This window comes from Paenibacillus sp. cl141a, from assembly GCF_900109305.1.
In the GTDB taxonomy this organism is placed as follows: domain Bacteria; phylum Bacillota; class Bacilli; order Paenibacillales; family Paenibacillaceae; genus Paenibacillus_AQ; species Paenibacillus_AQ lautus_A.
Genome location: NZ_FNZO01000015.1, coordinates 115,426 through 135,371 on the forward strand (window position 1 = coordinate 115,426; position 19,946 = coordinate 135,371).

Sequence of the window (19,946 nt, forward strand, 5' to 3'; positions counted from 1 at the left end):
TACTAGAACTGAAGGATTTTTGTTCTACGCCATTCGTTGGGGATAAGCAGTTCGGCAACTTTGCCGATTGCATAGCTGTGAACTCGTCCATATGCTGACCCTGGCATGTTTATCGTTCAATAGAATGCATCAGCATTTAATATCGAATAACCCTCTACGAATCAAGTTTGCAGTAACCGGCTGCTTTCCGATTTCTCGCGACCAGATAGACAATTGACCGATATGATGAATTTCATGGGCGATCACGTGACGCATCACTTCACCGAATGTAAATCTTTCCTGTTCCCCGTCCTGGTTCGTGTCAACCATGATGCGATCTTCCAAGCTATCATTCCAGTCGTAGACGAAAGGTGCAATTTCCGCATGGGCTCGGGCCGAATAATCTCTTAATCCTTGGACGCTGGCACAATCCTCGAACGAAGGAATATCCAGCTCTTTCCCTTGCAAATCCCCGCATAACCAGGCATATTCAACGGTCACGATATGATACAGTGTGAAGAGAATGCTTCCTATGCCACCGGTGCGTTGTTTCAACAACTCTTCCTCGCTCACGGTATCGCACCAGTCAAACCAATCTTGGCGAACTTGCCAGTTATACTCGAATAGCTTCAACATGTCACAGCCTCCAGTCATCATAAACTTTGTTGCTTATACCATGATTCGCGATTTAATTCCATTCTCCTCCCTCTATGAAGATTCCAGATCCGACCGACACCGATCAGCGATATGATGACGAAGGACTGTTCATAAACCCCAACATCGGCGGCGCCTGCCTCCTTACCCCGAGTCATGGCTGCCGCTATCCTTCCAAAGATAAAACGAAATTTCGATCTGCTTATATATTCTCCTGCTTTAACGCATCGATAATGTTTTCCTTTTTTAATTTCCTGCTGGAAAAAATAATCGCAGAAACGACAATAACAAATACGGCGACGACGACAGAAAGCATACCCAGCCAGGGAACGGTGAATCCGTAGCTGAATCTGTTCGCAAATGACCTATAAATCAGAATCATCACGGCGAAACTGACGGGAAGCCCGAACAGCAGCGACTTGACTCCATAAATAACACTTTCATAGTTCATCATTTTCGCAATGCCTTTTGGCGTCATGCCAACGGATTTTAACATCGCAATTTCTCGCTTTCGAAGGGATAAGCCCGTTGAGATGGTATTAAAAATATTTGCAATGGAAATCGCGGAGATTAATGCGATAAAACCATAAGAAAAGACAGCCGTTAATAGAATCTGTTGTTCTTCGCTTTTTCTGGATTGATACACATTGTAGACATTCAGATTGGTCTCAAACATCTCTTCGATGTCCTGCTGTGTTCTCATCGGCTCCGTAGTTTTCAAATGGAGGTATGTCTGAACGTTAGCCATCTCCTCGTCGTCTGCCAATTGATCCATGATGCGTTCCGATACGATCATATTTAACCCACCCACGCCAGCCCCGCTCATCCCCATCGGCGCTTGATCCGTCAGCGCGGCAACGGTCACCCGGCTTACCTTCGTTTCATCCGCATTATCTTTATAGCTATTCGTCAGTTCGAAGTTTTGCCCGACATTCGTATACACGGCCTTCGTATGGACATATTTCCGCGCATCCATATCTTGGTAGCGGATCGTATCCATCACAATTGCGGCAGGATGATCCGGATCCCTAAGCTGTTCGTAATTTGCACCGACGGCATTGGCAAAGGCTTGCAGACTCAAATCGTCTAATGCATGGATCTTAATCTCGTATAGATATTTCCCGTCCTGCAGTAAACTCTTATCCTTCTTAACCATCTCTTCCAATTCATCGGCGATGTACGCTTCATCGACCCAAGCGTGCTTATAAAACTCTTGAATCAGGTTGTATTCCGTTACACCATCTAAGGATACAATCGAATGCAGCAACCGGTCGTCTATTCTTTTTCCATTGCTGTACGACACTTGAATATCATAATTGACGCCTTCCTGCGACAGTTTCAGGGATTGTTTCATGCCGGCGGTAAAAAACGATACCGTCAAAAACAAAACGATGCTGATGACAAGCGAAAATACAATGGCATGATATCTCCGTTTGTTTCTTTTTAAGTTTTTCAATCCGATTTCCGCTTCGATGCCGAAGAGCTTGCGAATGAGCCTCGACGTTTTCACCGCTTTCGCCGTAAGCTTAACGTCGGATGTTTGGCGAATCGCGTCCATAGCGGAAACTCTGGATGCTTTGATCGCCGGAAGATACGTCGAGATGAAAATCGTCAGCATCGAAACAACACTGGCAATCAAGAGTGAGAACGGCGTGACGATGACCGTCAGCTTTTCGCTGCTCCATAATGCCCCTTCAATCATCGGGTTCATGAACCAAAAGGTGATGCCGATCCCAGCAAGACCGCATAGAATGCCAATCGGAATGCTGATCAAGCCAATGATGACACCTTCGGAAAGCACGGAATTACGCTTCTGCCTTTTCGTAGCCCCCACGCTCGCAAGCATCCCTAAATGACGGGAACGCTCCGAGACGGAGATCGCAAAAGCATTATAGATGAGCGAAACCGAGCCGATCATAATGACCGCCATCAGGATCGCCGATAAAGAGTACATCATGCTGTACGATTCTTCGTTTTTGGATAAGCCGTAATAATGCAGCAAGTCGTTATTGTATTGGACCGATTCGATATCGTTTCTCTTTGCCAAATTATCCGCATACGCGAACAAGGACGGTTTGATTTTCTGCAAGACCACCGCTGCATTCACGCGATCGGTTGCCCCGATCATATTTTTATCGACATAACTGATCATCGTATAACCTGGAGCCCAAGCCGTTTCCCATTCGGGACGCTTGATGAAGCCGACCACCGTATAATTCTTTGTCTTGATATGCTGCAACGTTTCGTTCAATGTGCCGTCTTCCCTACGCAGCGGTTCGGTCTGGTCCAAGGGATGATCGCCCCCTTGTTCGAATCGTTCGCCGATGCGAAGGGTTAGACGATCGCCGATTTCGTGCTTCATTCTGGCATTGGTTGCAACGGGCTCGGAGATAACCACTTCCTTGTCCGTATGGGGAAGACGCCCCTTGCTTAGTTCAACCTGAAATTGTGTGAAGCCTTGCGCATCAAATTCCTTGATGAACAAGTATGGTTTATTGGGATTTTGTCTTCCTTCTAAAGGGGCGTAGCCAAGATCCCTTGTTATCGCAACGGTTTTGGTTGCCTCATCGGCTTGTATCGCCGCAAGCTGTTCCTTGGTTACATCTTGATACTGGACATGCCACTCCCCGCTATCCGCGATGGTTTGCCTGATCATTAAATTCGAGAAGGAGAACACAAGCGTAGCGACAGCGGTCACCATGGCAACCGAAATGATGACGCCGATCATGGTTACGAGTGTTCGTCTCTTGTTTTGCTTCAAATTCCGGATGGCAAGTTTGTAGACGATATTCATCGACGAATCACCTCGTCTTTGGCAATCTTCCCGTCTACAATGGAGATGATCCTGTCGGCCTGTAAAGCGATTCGTTCGTCGTGAGTGATGACAATCAGCGTCTGATGATAGGTTTTATTCAACATTTTCAACAAATCGACGATCTCGCTGCTATTTTGGCTGTCCAAATTCCCGGTCGGCTCGTCTGCCAGCATGATGGCAGGGTTGCTGATGATCGCTCTGCCGATCGAGACCCTCTGCTGCTGTCCGCCGGATAACTGATTAGGCAGGTGGTTTAAACGATGCTCCAAATTTAGTGTCTTAACGAGCCCTTCAAACTGCTTCTTATCTTCCTGCTGGTTGTCCAGCAAGAGCGGAAGCGTCATGTTCTCTTTCACCGTTAAGGTGGGAATCAGATTGAAAAACTGGTAGATCAGTCCGATTTGTCGCCTCCGGAAGATGGCCAGACGCGTTTCGTCCAATGCATAGATGTCCGTATGTTCAACGAAAACCTTGCCGCTTGTCGGTCGATCGACGCCTCCCAGCAGATGAAGAAGGGTCGATTTTCCCGATCCGGATGGGCCGATAATCGCAACGAATTCGCCTTTTTGAACCGAAAAGGAAATATCGTCAAGCGCCTTTACCGCCGATTCGCCTGTGCCGTATATTTTAGACAGATGCTCGATTTTTAAAATTTCCATTGCCATATCTCCTAAAAGTTTTGTGGGCGTTACTTCTTGAATCGACTTCGTACAAAACTCACTTCGGAAGCATGGGCGCTCCTTCATGCTCAATTCCAGCTATATACCATCTCTTGATATCCAACATCCCACAGGGTTACATTTCCCTCAATGGTTATGGTAAGCTCATTGGCCTTGGGGAAATAAATCAAGCCCATATCCGGCTCGTGACGTCCGGCCTCTATAGAAACAGTCAGGAACTCATGTCCATCGGCGGTAACCCTAATGCTGCCTGGGGAATCCTCCTGATCGGGAATTCCATAGTTCAAGAAGAGGTACAACTCCTTCTTATTGCCAAACGTATATGTGTACGTTTCCTTGTTTTTGCCTTCCATGCTGTACACATTATATTGGGGTTCCACATCTTGACCGCCCATCTCAAAACTGGCCGCTTTCGTTCCTGTTGAAGGATTCCCCGTACTATCTCTTAAATCGTTAATCGCCACAAAGGGACCCATCTCTTTGGTGAACGCTTGGTCAACCATCCCGAAGATCCCCCACACCCCGAGGATCAAGACAATGCTGGAAATACCCGTTGCAGCAATATTTCTCCAGTCGTTTTTTGTACGAAAGCCAAGTTTGTACGCCCCGAATCCGATGGCTGCGCCCGTTGAGTTCTGTATGACGTCGTTCATGTCGAAGCTGCCGAGGAAAGTTAGCGCCTGAATCGTCTCCAGCAGGAGAATGGACAGGACGAACAAGGTCATGAAGCGAATAAAGGTGGTTCGATATAACAATGGAATCAATATGCCAAAAGGAATGAAAGCGGCGACGTTCCCGAAACCTACCAAATCCATCAACGTCGGATGTAGAAGGTCGGATAGACCTGGCAGCCTAAAAAAATCGTCCGGCAAAAAAATAAAGGTGTACCCCTTGATTGGATCTGCCTTACCTGCTCTGCCGAAAGCGAAAAACAAAAAATAAAGAATAAACAGGGTGTAAAATACCGTGATGGCAAAAATAATCTTATGCTGTTGCTTCGATTGCATGGTCTTACCTCCATCGTTCTTCTGATGAATATCATTGTATCTGTCCAAAATGACTTTTCAGTGACGATGAAGGTGACAATTCAGTCACTTGCGGAGTGCTGCTAAATCACCTGCTTATAAAACTTAATCCGAAACTGCGTACCCTTCTCGATGTCGCTCGTTACATCGATCACGCCGTTCTGGCTGGCAATGATGCTCTGTGCCATCGCAAGCCCTATGCCGATGCTCCCTTCGCTAGCATTCTTTCCTTTGTAGAAACGTTTGAAAATATACGGCAAATCTTCTTTCGGAATGCCTTTACCGTTGTCCGCAATGACGATTTCCGAGTATAACGCGTTATCGGAAAATGAGATCGCGATCGCACCGCCTTCCGGCGTATGCTCCACTCCGTTTTTCAAGATATTGATAATCGCTTCAGCAGTCCAATTGAAATCGCCGACAAAAGAGACGTCGTCATCCCCCGCAATGGAAACCGTCTGTCCCTTAATATCCATCGGAATCATTACCGGCTCCAATGCTTTTTGGATAAGGCTTTTCATGGGTATGCTATCTTTTTTGAATGGGATGGTCTTCGCGTCCATTTTCGATAACTTTAATAAAGAAGAAACAAGCCAGTCGATCCGTTCAAGCTGGATGCGAATATGGTGGGTGAATTCCGTTCTCTTGGCCGGAGGCAGGTCAGGGGCGCTTAGCAGATCCGCCATGACGGTCATGGAGGTGAGCGGCGTTTTGAGCTGATGCGAAATATCGGAGATGGCATCCGTCAATTGAAGTTTGTCCCGCTGCAATAGCGACCGGTGCTCCGACAGCATGCGCGTCACTTTGTAAATATCATTCTTTAGGATGCTAAGCTCGCCTTCTGTATTATCCCGGACGTCAAGGGAATCATTGCCGCTGCTAATCTTCCGCAAATAGACGGACAGCTTTTCAATTTCGCGGTATCTCCATTTCGTAAATAACAAACTGGCGCCAATGAGCATAATCGATAGAAAGAAAACGAGCACCACGGCGGCAGGAGAAATCATAAGAGCTGCAACAATCGCCGCTAGGCTGACTGAACCCATGACGAACAATAACATCTTAATTTCTCGATTGCGCAGCATCTAATCACCAACCTTATATCCCAGTCCGCGCACGGTTTTGATCAATGTCGGATGTCCAGGATCATCTTCCAGCTTTTCCCGCAGTCTTTTGATATAAACGGTTAACGTATTGTCGTTCACGAAATCGCCGGCCACATCCCAAATTTGCTCTAATAGCTGATTTCTTGAGAGTACCTGCCCGATATGGTTGCCAAAGATGAGCAATAAGCGATATTCCAAAGCGGTCAACGCTATCTCGGCACCGTTCTTGAACACTTTCCCTTCCAGCGTATTGATGCGGATATCATCGATATCCATGATGCTGTTAACTTGGGACGGCTTTTGGTATCTCCGCAAGACGGACTTGATCCGCGAAAGAAGTTCGCGAACCCGAAAAGGTTTCGTAATATAATCATCGGCTCCCATATCAAGCCCCATCACGACATTAACCTCATCATCGATCACCGTTAAGAAGATGACCGGAATGTCACGCCGCTCCTTCACCATCTTGCACAATTCATAGCCGCTTCCGTCCGGAAGCTGTAAATCGAACAAACATAACGCGAACTGATCGATGTCTTCCGCGAGCACCTGTTTTGCAGATGCGACATCATGGCAAATAACGGTTGAATAGCGCTCTTGCTGCAGCGAATATTCCAGACCGGACGCAATCGTTTTATCATCTTCCACTAACAAGAATTTCATATCCAAAAAGATCATCCTAACGTTATGATTGAATTTTCGACCCCATCTTCATTCTGATAGTTTACCAACGCAATAGCAAAAATAAAAGCCGTTACCACAATGAAAGCGGCAGCCGATCATGTGACCAGCTGCCTCAATATGATGCTTCAACTTCAAGCACGGACAGGCAAATTACGATTCTCGAGCTTTCGTTGCCGTAGTCCACACAATGCAGCCAACGCAGCGGCACTTGCTGAATCCGACAAACTGTGATATTTTAATTTCCAAGTAAACAATATGGAGTGTGAAATCGGTCTATGGATTACCCTGATCGCATCAAGACAATCATTTATGAACAGCTGCTTCACTTCTCTCATTTGCATGAACAGCGAATGGAGCTGGAACTTAAAGAAATCAAAGAGATGGTCCAGCTTCATCAACTGAAAGGCGTACCTGGAAATTTATCGACCATCCATGTCCTGGATTGCATCGGCCAACATGAACCGATCAATCATTCTGCGATTGCCGAAAAATTAAAATTGTCGAAGGCCAGCATTACCAAGATCAGCAAGAAACTGCTTGCGCTTGACCTTATTCATCGGACCCAGCTTAACGACAATCGCAAAGAGGTCTATTTTCGCCTAACGCCCCAAGGAAAGCAGCTGTTCGAATGGCATCGGACTTTGCACGAAGCAGAGGAGCAGCGCTTTATGCGATTTTTGGACGATTACTCCGAAAGCGAGCTGCAGACGATGTTGAAGTTTTTTCAAGGGATGGCCCGGTATATAAGCGAGAGGTAAGTAAATTTTTTTAGTATTTTTGTTTACTAGTAAACTATATTCTATAAGGAGGAATTAAATTGAATATTCCCCAATCGATAAGAGAACGCAGAACCATCCGTAGATTCAACACAACGCCGGTACCTCCCGAACTGGTCGTATCCTTGTTGAACGATGCAGTCAACCTGTACGAAGTCAAAGGTACGCCCCGCTGGCGCAGTCTTTTCGCAGGCACGCCGGAGTCGCGTCAAAGATTGGTGGAGAGCATGATGACCAAGATGAAGGAAAACCGATTCGTTAAGCTCATGCCCCCAAAAATGATTGATTTTTTCATTAAACGAGTAACGGAAATTCCCGCTCACCTGATTTTCATCGCGGAGTCGGCCTTCCCCATACGATATCCCTTCAATCTCGGGTGCGGTGTTGTCCACAGTCACGTCGATGGACTGGAAGACTTGACCGTTCACCGACATGCTCAGAGGATATGCCCCGTCCTTTACCGAAGCGGTGTCGAGCTCGGCATATCTTGCCGTGAACTTGTCTTGCGGAATCGGAAAATGGAAGTCGCTGATCATCGGCTTGTTCGGGTTGCTGCCGTAATCCGCATCGCCAAATCCGTAGTACGTATCCTCCCGGTAATCCACGGTCGACTGCCCAAGGTTGCCCAGGTAGTTCAGTACCTTATCCGGTTTGACCACCGAACCGTCCGGCAGCACAAGATGTAGATTCATCACTTCAAAATCATCATGGTTGTTCTTGCCGAATACCTTGTCATGGTCTTTGACTTGATATGGCGCATTCTCATTTCCGGTATGCACGGAAACCGTTGTCCCGGTGACGAACAGGTCAGGAGCCATATCGAACATCGACCAGGCGCCGTCGATGTATTTGGGCAGGATGCGGCTGAAAAATACCGTCTCCGCGCTTGCATCCAGCGCGCTTGCCGACGCTTGGTAAATCTGATCGATCCCCCGGGTCTGCATACCCAGCTGTACCTTACCCGGCAGTGCCTTGCGAAGCGGCAGCGGATTGGCCTCAAAGCGAACTTCGATGTCGTCTTCAGCCCGGGAGCCGTAAGCATAGAAGGATGACTTTCCGCTAATCATGCTGCCGTTTGATAAGGACACCCCCGGGTTCGGCAGCTCCGTTCCCGTATTCTCTTCGTTAACCGTTAGCAAACCGCCTCGAGAGTTATATGGAACCCGAGTGCGGTTGCCGCTGCCGTCGGCAGCTTCAATGATATACCGATAGACGCCGATCTCATTTAGCGTGATCGAACCCTGGTAGACGTAAAGGCCATTTTCTTGGGACGCAAGCCTCAGCGCATGCTTGTCCGTAAACGCTGTCGGCTCCTCGGTGGCCGCACCGATCAGCACTTCGACGGAAGCAAGGGACTCATCGCTGATCACGGATACCGGATAAGCCTGTCCCTGGCCCAAGTTATAGGCGGTCTGCTCATGCTGCAACGTCGGTGCAATCATGTCGACACCTGCAACAGGCGGCACCTGGACGGGATCAATGCTGCCAGGATTGGCGTACATCCGGTTATCCAGACGTTTCATGGTCGTTCCTGTATCCGGATAGGCATATCGAACGACCGCATTGCGGACGTCGTTGACCAGCCTGTCCGGGCTGTCCGGAGAGCTGGGATCATACCAGGCCTGTACGATGTACGAATTGGCCTGTCCCGGCGCGGACAAGGCAATCCCGCGATGCAGCGAATTCGGAAGATTGAAATCCAAAGCTTTCGAATTATCGTAGAAAATAATGTCGTTGTCGTTCAGCGTGCTGTTAAAATGCAGATTGAAGTCCGCCGTCGTGGTATATCCCTTGCCGTTTGCCACGGCCTCCTTCGCGAACCAGATAACCGCTGCGCTGTACGGCTCGATCGAGGTATGATCCGGTACCTTCCAGCTCTTAGGCGCCATTGTGCCCGGATACAGATACCAGAGGGTGTAATCCTTGAGGTCCAAAACCTGATCCGAGTTATTATAAATTTCAACGTATTCGTACTGGTTGCCGCTTCCCCACCGGTAATCCCCGGCCGGGTTCGGAAGAATTTCGGTGATCAGAATACGCGGTATGTCCCCGCCTGCAGAAGCTCCGGTTAAAGCCGTTTCATAATCCACAGATCTTGACTGCTGGAGCCCATCCACTGCCTCGATATAATACTGGAGCTTATCCCCGGTCAACTGATCGGCCGGAATGACCGCATCGAATTGATCACCGCCCCGATCAATCATGTCAATCTGGCTGTACGGACTATTGACCGCCGTTTTGTAATACAGCTTAACTACCAGCGCATCTCCGTCCGCGTCATAGACGCTTGCGCTGACGGTCAGCGGCTGTGTCCGCTCGGTAGAAGCAATGGGCGTGTGATTGATTTCCGGCACACGATTGTCAAGCGGCGATAGCTGGCCCAAGTCAACGATTCCGGCGGAAGGCGCAGCCTCCCTGGCGTAAGGAATCATCGTCGAACCGCCGGGAGGCAGCTGAAGATGCACGCTCTTGCCGTCGCCAACATCATTGGCAGTATAATAGAAGCCGCTGATCACGTCGGCGTCATCGCCTTTTCGGGTTATGTATAATCCGCGGTCCGTATTGTTGAGGCCATCCTGTCCCCGAAGCTTGAATACCGGTACCTGGTCGGGAATCGAATGATACCGGCGGAAATCGGATTCCGTCAGGTCTGCGGCTGCTCCGGTAATGGATGAGCTTGTCCGTTCCACCCAGAGCACGGCCGGGCTGTCCGCCGGGATGATCACCCCATCCGGCTCGCCGTAAACGGTATCCGTTACCGTCAACGTCTTCACGCCCGTATTATAGTCGTAACGCATGTTGAACTCGTCATTAAACGAGATCGGCGCTCCCGATTGATTGTAAACCTCCACATATTCGAATAAGTCCGCCCCGCCCGCACCTTCGATCGTCTGCTGATTCGACCGGTCATCGGGATAAATCTCCGAGATCAACATCGGCATCGCTCCCGAAGGGGCCGCATAGGCCGGGGTGCTTGCAAGCGCAAGCTCGAACAAGCTGCTGCCAATCAGTATGCCGGATAATAATCCAGAGATCCATTTTCGCTTCATGTGCTCCTCCTTTATGCTTTATTCCTCTAAAATCCTAAGGCACAAGGATCAAGCGAGTATCAAATGAAATCGCGTGTTTCGTAAATGAATCCTGAATAAAAAAAGCCATCGCTAAGAACGCGATAGCTTTAAACTTCATTTCATTATTTATTGAAAGTGACCTTCTCCGAACCGCCCTCAAGAATGATCGACGTGTCTCGCGGCTTCGTTTCCGCGATTTTGCGGCCGCCTCTGAACGAATAAAGCACGCCGGCCTGTTTGCGTATGGCCTCATATTCATTCTCTGCTTCTAGAACGATGAAGTTCGCAGGCTTACCTTCTTCAATACCGTACACGTCCTCGATATGCAGCGTTCTTGCACTGTTTTTCGTAATGAGATCGATCGAATTCACGATTTGCTCGTAACCGAGCAACTGCGAAGCATGGATGCCCATGTGAAGCACCTGCAGCATGTTGCCCGTGCCTAGCGGATACCATGGATCAAAGATATCATCGTGACCGAAGCACACATTAAGACCGGCTTCCTGCAGTTCTTTGACGCGAGTCAGACCTCTTCTTTTCGGATACGTGTCAAATCGTCCCTGAAGGTGAATGTTGACCAAAGGATTGGAGACGAAATTAAGGTCCGCCATCTTCAGCAATCTGAACAATTTGTAGGTATATGCATCATTGTAAGAGCCCATCGCCGTCGTGTGGCTTGCCGTGGTGCGGGAGCCCAGACCGCGTTCGTAGGCTTCTTTGGCGACGACTTCCACGAAACGGGATTGCTCGTCATCGATCTCGTCGCAATGGATGTCGATGAGACGGTCGTATTTTTCGGCTAGGTCAAACGCAACCTTCATCGATTCGACGCCATATTCCCTCGTGAATTCGAAGTGCGGAATGCCCCCGACAACGTCAACGCCCATTTTCAGTGACTCCTCCAGCAATTCCGCACCGTTCGGGTAGGAGTGAATGCCTTCCTGCGGAAAAGCGACAAGCTGAATGTCAATGTAGGGTGCCATTTCTTCTTTCACTTCAAGCATCGCTTTTACTGCAGTCAAGCTTGGATCAGTGACATCCACATGCGTCCGTACATGCTGGATGCCCTGTGCCATCTGCCACTTCAGCGCCGTTTTGGAGCGCGTCTTAACGTCTTCATGCGTCAGGAATGCCTTGCGTTCAGACCAACGCTGAATGCCTTCGAACAGCGTTCCGCTTAAATTCCATTCCGGCTCGCCTGCCGTTAACGTTGTATCCAGATGAATATGAGGTTCAATGAACGGCGGCAGCACAAGCGAACCGCCCACGTTAATGACTTCCTCATTCGCCGTTGCTTCCAACGACTGCGTGATTAGCTCAAACTTTCCGTCTTTCACGACGATATTCCACAAACCTTCTTTACCCCGCAATTTTGCGTTCTGTATAATCATTTGTATTCCCCTTTTCATTAGATTCTTTCGCAGGAACGATCAGCATGAACACGATGTAGGCCACCGCCGTACCGATTAGTGCGTTCAATGGCGTTATGCCTGGAGCAAGCTGGGCAAACGCCACGCCGATAGCCCAAGCCAGCATCGCTATCCAGTTTACCTTCTTGAAAGTCATGTCGGCAAACGGCTTATAGTTTCTCCGCTTCACAAAAAAGTAGTCCGCGATGATGATCGCCCCGATGGACGGTACCGCCGCGCCCAGCACATTGAGGAAACCGACGAAATTGTTGTACATCCACATGGCAAATATAGTACCCACGATGCCGTTTACGATGACGAAGAATTTTTTCGAAATTTTCGTGATGTTGGCAAATCCCAGTCCGGAAGCGTAAAGAGCATTATCATTGGTCGTCCAAATATTCAGACCCAGTACGAGGATCGCGGGAATAATCAACCCTTGCAGGAACATGACCTCCGAGATATCCGCCAGGTTATAAGCCATGGCGCCAACCGCACCGAACAGGAACATGAGCGAATTCCCAAGAAAGAACGCAATGACCGTCGCAGTAACCGCCTGCCTCGATGTCCGGGAGAACCGTGCAAAATCGGGCGTCAAGGTTCCACCGCTAATGAATGAGCCGATACAAATGGTCAGTGCCGCTGCCGCGGTCAGTGTCTGTTCAGGCGTGTAATCGAGCAAGCCTTGCAGACCGCCCAGCATATCTGCGCCTTTGAACATGGAGTAACTGCCGAGAATGGTAATGGCCGGAACTGCGATATAACCCAGAATGACCAGCGACTTCATGCCGAAGATGGCCGATGCCGTCATGGCGAGACCAAACAGGAAGATCAACAGATACACGTTCCAATCCATCGCTTTGGCAACCGGAATTGCGAACATGGCCACACCGACGCCGAACCATCCGACCTGCGTGAAGCCAAGCAGGAATGATGGCAGGTACGAGCCTTTCTCACCGAACGCGTATTTTGCCAGCAAATGCGTGGAAAGGCCCGTTTTTGCAGCGATATGTGCCAGCGCTCCTGTGTAGATACCGAGTGCCAAATTACCCGCAAGCACGATTCCAATAAACTCCATGAACGTCAAGCCGACTCCGAGCGTCCCCCCTGCAAGCATGCTTGCCGAAAAGAATGTGAACCCTAACATGACGGATAACGTCTTCCAAAAATGGTTTCTCTGCGTTTTCGGTACCGCTTGCCACGAAAACTCTTGATCTTGTTTGCTCATCAGAATACCTCCAGGTTAAAGTGTTCTGATACCAAAGAAGCAGAAAAAAGAGGCCACTCGTCAAGTCTTCACTGACAAGTAGCCTCTTTCATTACATCATAACCCGCGCGAAGACACAGAGCATCCCTGACGGAATACGCACTGAATCACGCGTGATTATAAAAATCCGCTGCCCTTGCCAGCCTCTCTGGACTGAATTAAAGGTACCAGTATTCAATTACATTCTATTATTTTGGAAAAACCAACAGTTGTCAATGTTATAATTATCCAATGGTTAAAATCCTCTTAAGTATCTTTGATGCGGACCAGTGCGGCATCCAAATGGAACCCGTCCTCGAACTATCCATTTTATTTTGTTTATAGGGTTTATACCTCCACCTCTAACTTCGCCTCGAGTTAAAGTCGAATGTGTCCCACGTCGCTTGTTCGCCAGATGGTTAACAACAGCTTCATGCAGAACCGATTCATTGGAGATCACCCCGAAGATGGATTCTTCAAGCTCCATTTCACTCGTAATTTTACCTTACATATAATAAATAGAAACGTTTAACCATGTTAACTACCTCCTGATTATCCGCATAAGTAAGTGGATTTTTTATAAAATCCCTTCAAGTAACAGTGCTCTATTTTAGCACGCTTGAAGGGATTCGTAGGTAATTATTTCTGATAAATTATTTTTCTGATAGCATAGGTGGATAAAAAGAATGATTCTGACAGTTCCTCGACAGAAGCGCCAGATAAATACGCATCCACAATAGCATCATTTCTTTGGTTAATCTCTTTTCGTTCGTCCGACAGCTCTCCCCAGACTTTAAATTCATTTTTTCCGGCTGGTATATAGAGGTATTCTCCTTGGACATATTCCTGTAATTGTTCAACTAGTTCCTCCGGCAAGACGACAGAAGCATTAATATATCTCACGAACGACTCACTCCTTGAAATTATTGTTCAAGCAGCAAAGCCAGTTTCTATTGTGTTGACTGCTCCATGCAAATTCTTAAAACCGGCTCTGCATGGAGAATCACATGTGTTATAGATGTATTTTTTAAGAACATTGTATTCCTCCAGGTTAGTTGATCGACTTATTAAATGTTACCGTTTGATCCATATAGTTGGCCGCATGCTGCGTTGATGTCTGATCCGAATTGGGTCCTCACGGTGACATGGATTCCCTTTGACTTCAAGATTCTAAGGAACATATTGATGCTGTTCTGATCCGACTCTACAAAACTTTGTGATGTGGCATCAGTGGAATTGTATGGAATTAGATTGACGTGATATAAATGTTCCCATGACCCTCTTCCACGCAACAAATCAGCAACGGCTTCAGCATGTTTAGTTGAATCGTTGATACCCCTTAGCAGGATATAAGCAATGTAAACCTTTCGTTTTGTTTGCCGAATATGCTCGTCCAACACGGTCATAACTTCTTCTAATGGAAAATGATTGTTAATGGGCATTAACTCGCTTCTCTGATCATGAAATGGTGAATGAAGCGAGAACGTTAAATTAATCTGTGGAAATTCCTTCGTCAACTTTTTTACTCCAGGTATTAAACCTATGGTAGAAACCGTAATTCTTCGATGTCCTAAACCGAAAAGTTTAGGATCCGTCAGCACATGCAATGCATCAAATACATACGGATTTGCAAGTGCCTCTCCCATCCCCATAAAAGACACACTGTCCAAGGGATGGTTATTCAAAGTAAAATAAAGCAGTTGATCCGTTATTTCATCCGTTGTGAGATTCCTCTTCAAACCGAGTGTTCCTGTAGCGCAAAATGTACAACCAAATCCGCAACCGCACTGCGAAGAGATACAATAGGATTCCCAGCCCGTTTGATAACTTAACCTTACGGATTCAATGTATTCTTCGCCTGGGACAGCAAACAGAATTTTGCTTACTTGGTTGGATTTTTGCTCCAGTTTTGGTGTGATGCTTAACACATTGTTTCCAAGCTCTTTGATTAATTCATTTCTTAAAGGCTTAGGCAAATTGTTCATTGCTTCGAAATTTCCGATCTTGTTCTTGAAGATTGCCTCTGTTATTTGCGAATATCTATAATTCGGTTGATTTAGAGCCGATAAGATCATACGTATTTTTTCATACTTAGATAAATACTTCATTTCTATCTCCCTTTAAACGGAGAAAACGCAAAAAAGCACCAGCTTACCGGTGCTTTTTTGCGTACATTAACCTAACTATACCTATACAAAAATAAGAGACTAACTATAAATAAGTCACGAACTGCATATATGCATAGAAGGATAAAGTTCCGGTATCTGATTTGTTATTTTGTGAACCTTGTCAAACATCGCTTTACATGACAGGTTCACGTTTACATCTACAATCTCAGAAGCAGTCATCACTTTATCCCTCCCATTGTTCATCATAGTTATTACATGAAAAAATTTAACACAAGATCTATATTTCGGTCAAGGCGGGCTCACTAATAGGATTCAACGGCCTTTACTGTTTCATCTTTAGTGCTGTTGAAGCTTGCGCCTTTGATTGTTCTGGTGGGTAGAGGGTAGATCGTTATGAGTTTCTCATATACTTCCTTTACCTCTGAGCGATTATCTTTTTTTATATGGATTACCAAAGATTCGAACTCCGGAATGTCCTTCTTTCGATACAAGTCATATCCAAGCTCTATCGTTTCGGCAAGTGAATTGCGAAATGCTTGCGAAACTTCCGGTCTTTCGAGATACATCTTAATGGAGTACATAATATTGGACCCATACCGTTCTCCGGCTTGGCTTAATTCGTCGGTTCCTGAATCAGCTTGGAGGTTCATATTCATGGACTCAACAGCTTCCTTCGTTGCTATCTCTTCTGGGATGCGTGGATTGCTTTGTTCACTTGCGCTGCAACCGACACTACATGCAATGAACAACATCATAGTGTTGCGGCCAAAATTTTTCACAAAACTTTTCAAGCCGGGTTCCTCCTCAAACTTTATATTGGTAGTTTACCAGGCTGAGGTTTATTTTTCTATAAAACCCATTATCTTCTTTAGATTAGGATGCAGCATGCTGCCCATTCCATTCATTCGTCTTATTTTTGACCTGTAAAGTCATCTTGGATCTTTTTCAATCGTTCAAGATGTGGTTTCAACTGCCGCAGCATTTCCGCTTTATAGGACTCTATTTGATCCTCGAAAAACATGTTATGCGCGTCGTCCTTAAACGACATAATCGTTTGGTTTAACGCACGGAGCTCAGTCGCCAGCGAGCGCAAGGTTTCTCTGGTCTTGGCGTCAATTGTTTTAGGATTAGACTTCCAATACGAATAGCTTATTTGGTATAACGGTCGCCATGTCCTTGCCTGAAAAGCGAGAATAAACAGGTCCTCCTGGGTATCCGTTGTCATTGCCGTATTATTAACTGAAAGCTTGGGGACCGCGTTGTTGGGGAAGGTATCGCTAAATTCAATGATCGTTAATAGCTGCTCATCGATTTCCTCCGCTTGGATCTTCGCCTTATCGATCCATTGCCGTATTTTGGCAGGATCTTCATTTTCCTTCGACTCGCAAATCGCCATCAGCGTATCAGCAAGCGGAATCGTTTCAGAAGCGTGCTTCACTAAATAGGCAAATGCCGAGTCGTTCTTCAGCTGATACAGGGAATGGAGGCTGTTGTATCTAACAGATGCCTGGTTTTCCAAATGCCTGTGCACCGCAACGTTTATAAAGATGATAATAATAAGTATTAGTGCGTAGATCTTTATGTGCTTAGGCAAAGCTGTACTTCCTTTCTGATACATTCATCTTGTTGTTAGCAGGATTATTAAATATCTGCTATATAAAGTCGCTAAATTAAAACGTACATTAGTTCATATTACAGTCGAAAAATTAGTTTAGCATATCAATTCATCAACCATAAATGGACAATATATTCCATAAAAGTTCCCGCTAGCTTAATAAGCAGTAAATGCATCTGACAGTAGTTAATCTAATCGGTCAAGTGATGAATTTATTTACTACAAACCAAAAAAGCCGCATAGGATGCGGCTTTAAGGTCTTCTAGTTCTTTTCGTCCAATCAAAACAAAGTCCAAAATTGATCCGTCATGATTCCCATTGGTTATCCCGAATATAATAGAAACTCCTCACTCCGCGTTTCGATGTACAGCCCGTAACGCAAATTCATGAAGATTGCGGAAACGCCGGCCCAGCAGCTCATATCCCTCGCCTCCAGGGTGCAGGCCATCCGTCAGAAAGGCTTCATCCTCCGGACCGAACCACTTCAAGCCATCCTGATAGTGCAAATGGCGATCACCCCGAGCCCTTAGCAGCTCCACGATCTCGCGGATAAATTCTCGCATGACAGGCAGGGTGAAGCCCAGCGAATTGAGCTTCGTTTCGCGGATGGTGCCATAGATCGGAGAAATGACAAGCAGCGGGGTATCCCTGTGTTTCTCGCGTATCGTCTCCAGCAGGCCTATCAGCAGCGGCTTGAACATGCGAGGGCTTAAAGTGCCCCCGCCATAGATGTTCACGCCAACGCATATTGAGATGAAATCGGCCGGCAAGTCGCGAATCAGACGCCCGATCATCGGTTCCATGTGGCAGTTGCCGGAGAAGCCGAGATTGGTCAAGCTGAAGCCGCAGGCTTCGGCGGCAATGGCAGGCCAAGCGCGGGAGGGGCTGGTAGCCCCGACGCACTGGGTAATGGAGCTCCCGTACGTAATCCAGCGAGGCCGGGTGTCCGGCAGCGGGACTCCGACGGCATGGACATCAATCCGTAGGCCGGTGACGGTTATTCCTATATTTTGAGGGAGCCAAATCTCCACATCCTTGATTCCGTCCTTAAGCCCGCTGAACAAGGCTTCTGTGGCTCCGACGGGCAGGCTGAGCGTCTGGCATAACTCCCCGCCTGCCATGCAATCCATGGCAGCGGCATCCGCAAGCGGTGCAAAAGATACGGCCACCTCGGTGGAGTCCGTACGCAGCCGCAGGCGAACGCCGGCACATATCTCGGCTTTGCCATCGATTCCGGCAGGCGGATACAGCTCGTAATCCATGTAAGGAATCCGCCACGGCTTGATACCATTCTCCCGGTGCTCGAGCGACACGGCACCGTGAAACCACTCATCCGTTAATGGAAGCTGCTTCACGGCGCATTTCCTTCTTTCTGCTTATCAGCCGGAATGAAATTTTCTCCCAGCCATACATCCTGCTCCAGCAGCCGCTGCTGAAGCTCGGCTACGGAAATGCCGCGCGAGCCGGTCCCGTCCCGCAGCGCCAATGCTGCCGCCGTTCCCGATGCCTGGCCCATGGAGAAGCAGTTCGGCATCACCCGAAGGGAGCCTTGCACTGCTCGGTCCGAGGATACGCAGCGTCCGGCAACCCAAAGGTTGTCGATGCCAACCGGCAGCATGATCCGGTACGGTACGCCGTGTGAAACCCCGGGCGGCAGGTGGTTAAAGGTCATCTCGCTTTTGCTGTTGGCGAGATGAATATCGATGTAGTATGCGTTGCGGGCAATGTCGTCCGGGAAGGAACGCGCAGCAAGGAAGTCATCGACCGTCAGGATATAGTCCCCTTCGATCCGTCGCGTCTCCCGGATGCCGAGCTGCTCCCCGCTCGCTACCATATGGGCGCGCTCAAAGCCCGGCACGTAGCGGCGGAAGAACTGCAGCTGGCGTTCCGCCGTGCGGCGCCCTTCAATCGCCCCCCGTGTCAAGTCCTCGGCAAGGGTGCCGTCCACGCCGAATACATGGCCGAAGTTGACGCCTACCAAATAGTCGCTGACCCAAGCAAGGCCGGAGATCGACTTGCGGCCCTCCGGCAGCGCACCGTCCTCGATCGCCAGCTCCACCGTCTTGTGCAGCTGGCCCGTATCCCCGCTCTCCTCCAGGTACCGTCTGAACCTTGGACGGTCCACATTTGCAAGCAGATAGCACATGCTGCCGGGCTGAAGTTCGCCCGCTTCCCCGCCCTTCTGAAAAGGAACTCCTGCCAATGCGGCAACATCCCCATCTCCCGAGCAATCGATAATATATCTGCAGGGGATGAAAGAACGTCCTGTTTTGTTAACGACAACGACACCTTCAACCTTCCGGCGGTCCTCAGACAGGACAACATCGTAAACAAAGGTGTGATACAGCGGCGTCACGCCGCTTTCCAGAATGGCATCGTCATAAACCCGTTTCAGCACTTCGGGATCGATCGGCACCCAATCCAGCATCTCTTGATATTCCTCACGGAACTGAGGATCGCATGCCTGCTTCATCCGTTCCATCAATTGAAGGCCGAGACCGCGGATAATCGGCTTCCGCTTATCCGTAAAGGGACAGAAAGCCGGAACGAGCGCAACCGTGCCCATGCCGCCAAGGAACCCTCGCTGCTCCACCAGCATTGTTTTCGCCCCCTCTTTCGCAGCGGCAATGGCCGCGGCAATGCCCGAAGCGCCTCCGCCGATGACAAGCACATCCACCTCGCGGCTGACCGGAATGCTGGCGGATGGCAACGTAATATGTCCTTTCATAGAAACCTCCCCATTCTGTATAGCTTCAA

Annotated in this window: 17 protein-coding genes and 1 pseudogene; 2 read left to right on the forward strand and 16 right to left on the reverse strand. The window is 48.2% G+C overall.

Annotation, left to right across the window (positions count from 1 at the left end; genetic code table 11):
- Window positions 1-129 precede the first annotated feature (129 nt).
- The 6 genes from BMX45_RS28290 to BMX45_RS28315 form a co-directional block, all read right to left on the reverse strand.
- Window positions 130-615 (reverse strand): DinB family protein, encoded by a 486-nt coding sequence (locus BMX45_RS28290; RefSeq protein ID WP_090913817.1) that lies wholly within the window; start codon window positions 613-615, stop codon window positions 130-132.
- Window positions 616-835: 220 nt separating this feature from the next.
- Window positions 836-3,427: an ABC transporter permease gene (locus tag BMX45_RS28295; protein WP_090913819.1), complete on the reverse strand. Its 2,592-nt coding sequence runs from the start codon at window positions 3,425-3,427 to the stop codon at window positions 836-838.
- Window positions 3,424-4,107: an ABC transporter ATP-binding protein gene (locus BMX45_RS28300; RefSeq protein WP_090913821.1), complete on the reverse strand. Its 684-nt coding sequence runs from the start codon at window positions 4,105-4,107 to the stop codon at window positions 3,424-3,426. Before BMX45_RS28300 ends, BMX45_RS28295 begins: the two co-directional genes overlap by 4 nt.
- Window positions 4,108-4,196: 89 nt before the next feature.
- Window positions 4,197-5,135, reverse strand: coding sequence for a VanZ family protein (locus BMX45_RS28305; protein WP_090913823.1), 939 nt, complete (start codon window positions 5,133-5,135; stop codon window positions 4,197-4,199).
- Between the two features lie 101 nt (window positions 5,136-5,236).
- A complete protein-coding gene (locus BMX45_RS28310) occupies window positions 5,237-6,238 on the reverse strand; it encodes a sensor histidine kinase (RefSeq protein ID WP_090913825.1) in 1,002 nt (333 codons plus the stop codon).
- Window positions 6,239-6,922: a response regulator transcription factor gene (locus BMX45_RS28315; protein WP_015735612.1), complete on the reverse strand. Its 684-nt coding sequence runs from the start codon at window positions 6,920-6,922 to the stop codon at window positions 6,239-6,241. It abuts the gene before it with no gap.
- 296 nt (window positions 6,923-7,218) lie between these two features.
- Here BMX45_RS28315 and BMX45_RS28320 point away from each other — a divergent pair, with 296 nt between their 5' ends.
- A complete protein-coding gene (locus tag BMX45_RS28320) occupies window positions 7,219-7,701 on the forward strand; it encodes a MarR family transcriptional regulator (protein ID WP_090913827.1) in 483 nt (160 codons plus the stop codon).
- 59 nt (window positions 7,702-7,760) lie between these two features.
- The gene (locus BMX45_RS32035) at window positions 7,761-8,405 is read left to right on the forward strand and encodes a nitroreductase family protein (protein WP_254778334.1); all 645 of its coding nucleotides are present in this window, start codon (window positions 7,761-7,763) and stop codon (window positions 8,403-8,405) included.
- A 1,041-nt stretch (window positions 8,406-9,446) separates the two neighbouring features.
- On the opposite strand, the pseudogene BMX45_RS32295 reads toward BMX45_RS32035, so the two are convergent.
- The 10 genes and pseudogenes from BMX45_RS32295 to BMX45_RS28375 all read right to left on the reverse strand — a co-directional run.
- Window positions 9,447-10,769: pseudogene (locus tag BMX45_RS32295) on the reverse strand (lamin tail domain-containing protein); the annotation flags it as partial.
- A 143-nt stretch (window positions 10,770-10,912) separates the two neighbouring features.
- Window positions 10,913-12,181 (reverse strand): cytosine deaminase, encoded by a 1,269-nt coding sequence (locus tag BMX45_RS28335; RefSeq protein ID WP_090913829.1) that lies wholly within the window; start codon window positions 12,179-12,181, stop codon window positions 10,913-10,915.
- Window positions 12,150-13,427: a cytosine permease gene (gene codB / locus BMX45_RS28340; protein ID WP_090913831.1), complete on the reverse strand. Its 1,278-nt coding sequence runs from the start codon at window positions 13,425-13,427 to the stop codon at window positions 12,150-12,152. Before codB ends, BMX45_RS28335 begins: the two co-directional genes overlap by 32 nt.
- Before the next feature lie 274 nt (window positions 13,428-13,701).
- Window positions 13,702-13,932 carry a 50S ribosomal protein L4 gene (rplD, locus tag BMX45_RS32300; protein WP_090913833.1) on the reverse strand — a complete coding sequence of 77 codons (231 nt, stop codon included), beginning with the start codon at window positions 13,930-13,932 and terminating at the stop codon, window positions 13,702-13,704.
- A gap of 152 nt (window positions 13,933-14,084) precedes the next feature.
- On the reverse strand, window positions 14,085-14,348 hold the full coding sequence (locus BMX45_RS28350) for a CD3324 family protein (protein WP_090913835.1): 264 nt from the start codon (window positions 14,346-14,348) through the stop codon (window positions 14,085-14,087).
- Window positions 14,349-14,512: 164 nt separating this feature from the next.
- Window positions 14,513-15,553 (reverse strand): Cfr family 23S rRNA (adenine(2503)-C(8))-methyltransferase, encoded by a 1,041-nt coding sequence (locus tag BMX45_RS28355; RefSeq protein ID WP_090913837.1) that lies wholly within the window; start codon window positions 15,551-15,553, stop codon window positions 14,513-14,515.
- Between the two features lie 323 nt (window positions 15,554-15,876).
- Complete coding sequence (locus BMX45_RS28360) at window positions 15,877-16,365, reverse strand: hypothetical protein (protein ID WP_090913839.1); 489 nt, start codon at window positions 16,363-16,365, stop codon at window positions 15,877-15,879.
- A gap of 119 nt (window positions 16,366-16,484) precedes the next feature.
- On the reverse strand, window positions 16,485-17,093 hold the full coding sequence (locus BMX45_RS28365) for a hypothetical protein (protein WP_254778327.1): 609 nt from the start codon (window positions 17,091-17,093) through the stop codon (window positions 16,485-16,487).
- Window positions 17,094-17,536: 443 nt separating this feature from the next.
- On the reverse strand, window positions 17,537-18,544 hold the full coding sequence (locus BMX45_RS28370) for an SGNH/GDSL hydrolase family protein (RefSeq protein ID WP_090913844.1): 1,008 nt from the start codon (window positions 18,542-18,544) through the stop codon (window positions 17,537-17,539).
- Window positions 18,541-19,917, reverse strand: a complete 1,377-nt coding sequence (locus tag BMX45_RS28375) for an FAD-dependent oxidoreductase (RefSeq protein WP_090913846.1) — start codon at window positions 19,915-19,917, stop codon at window positions 18,541-18,543. Before BMX45_RS28375 ends, BMX45_RS28370 begins: the two co-directional genes overlap by 4 nt.
- Between the last annotated feature and the right edge of the window lie 29 nt (window positions 19,918-19,946).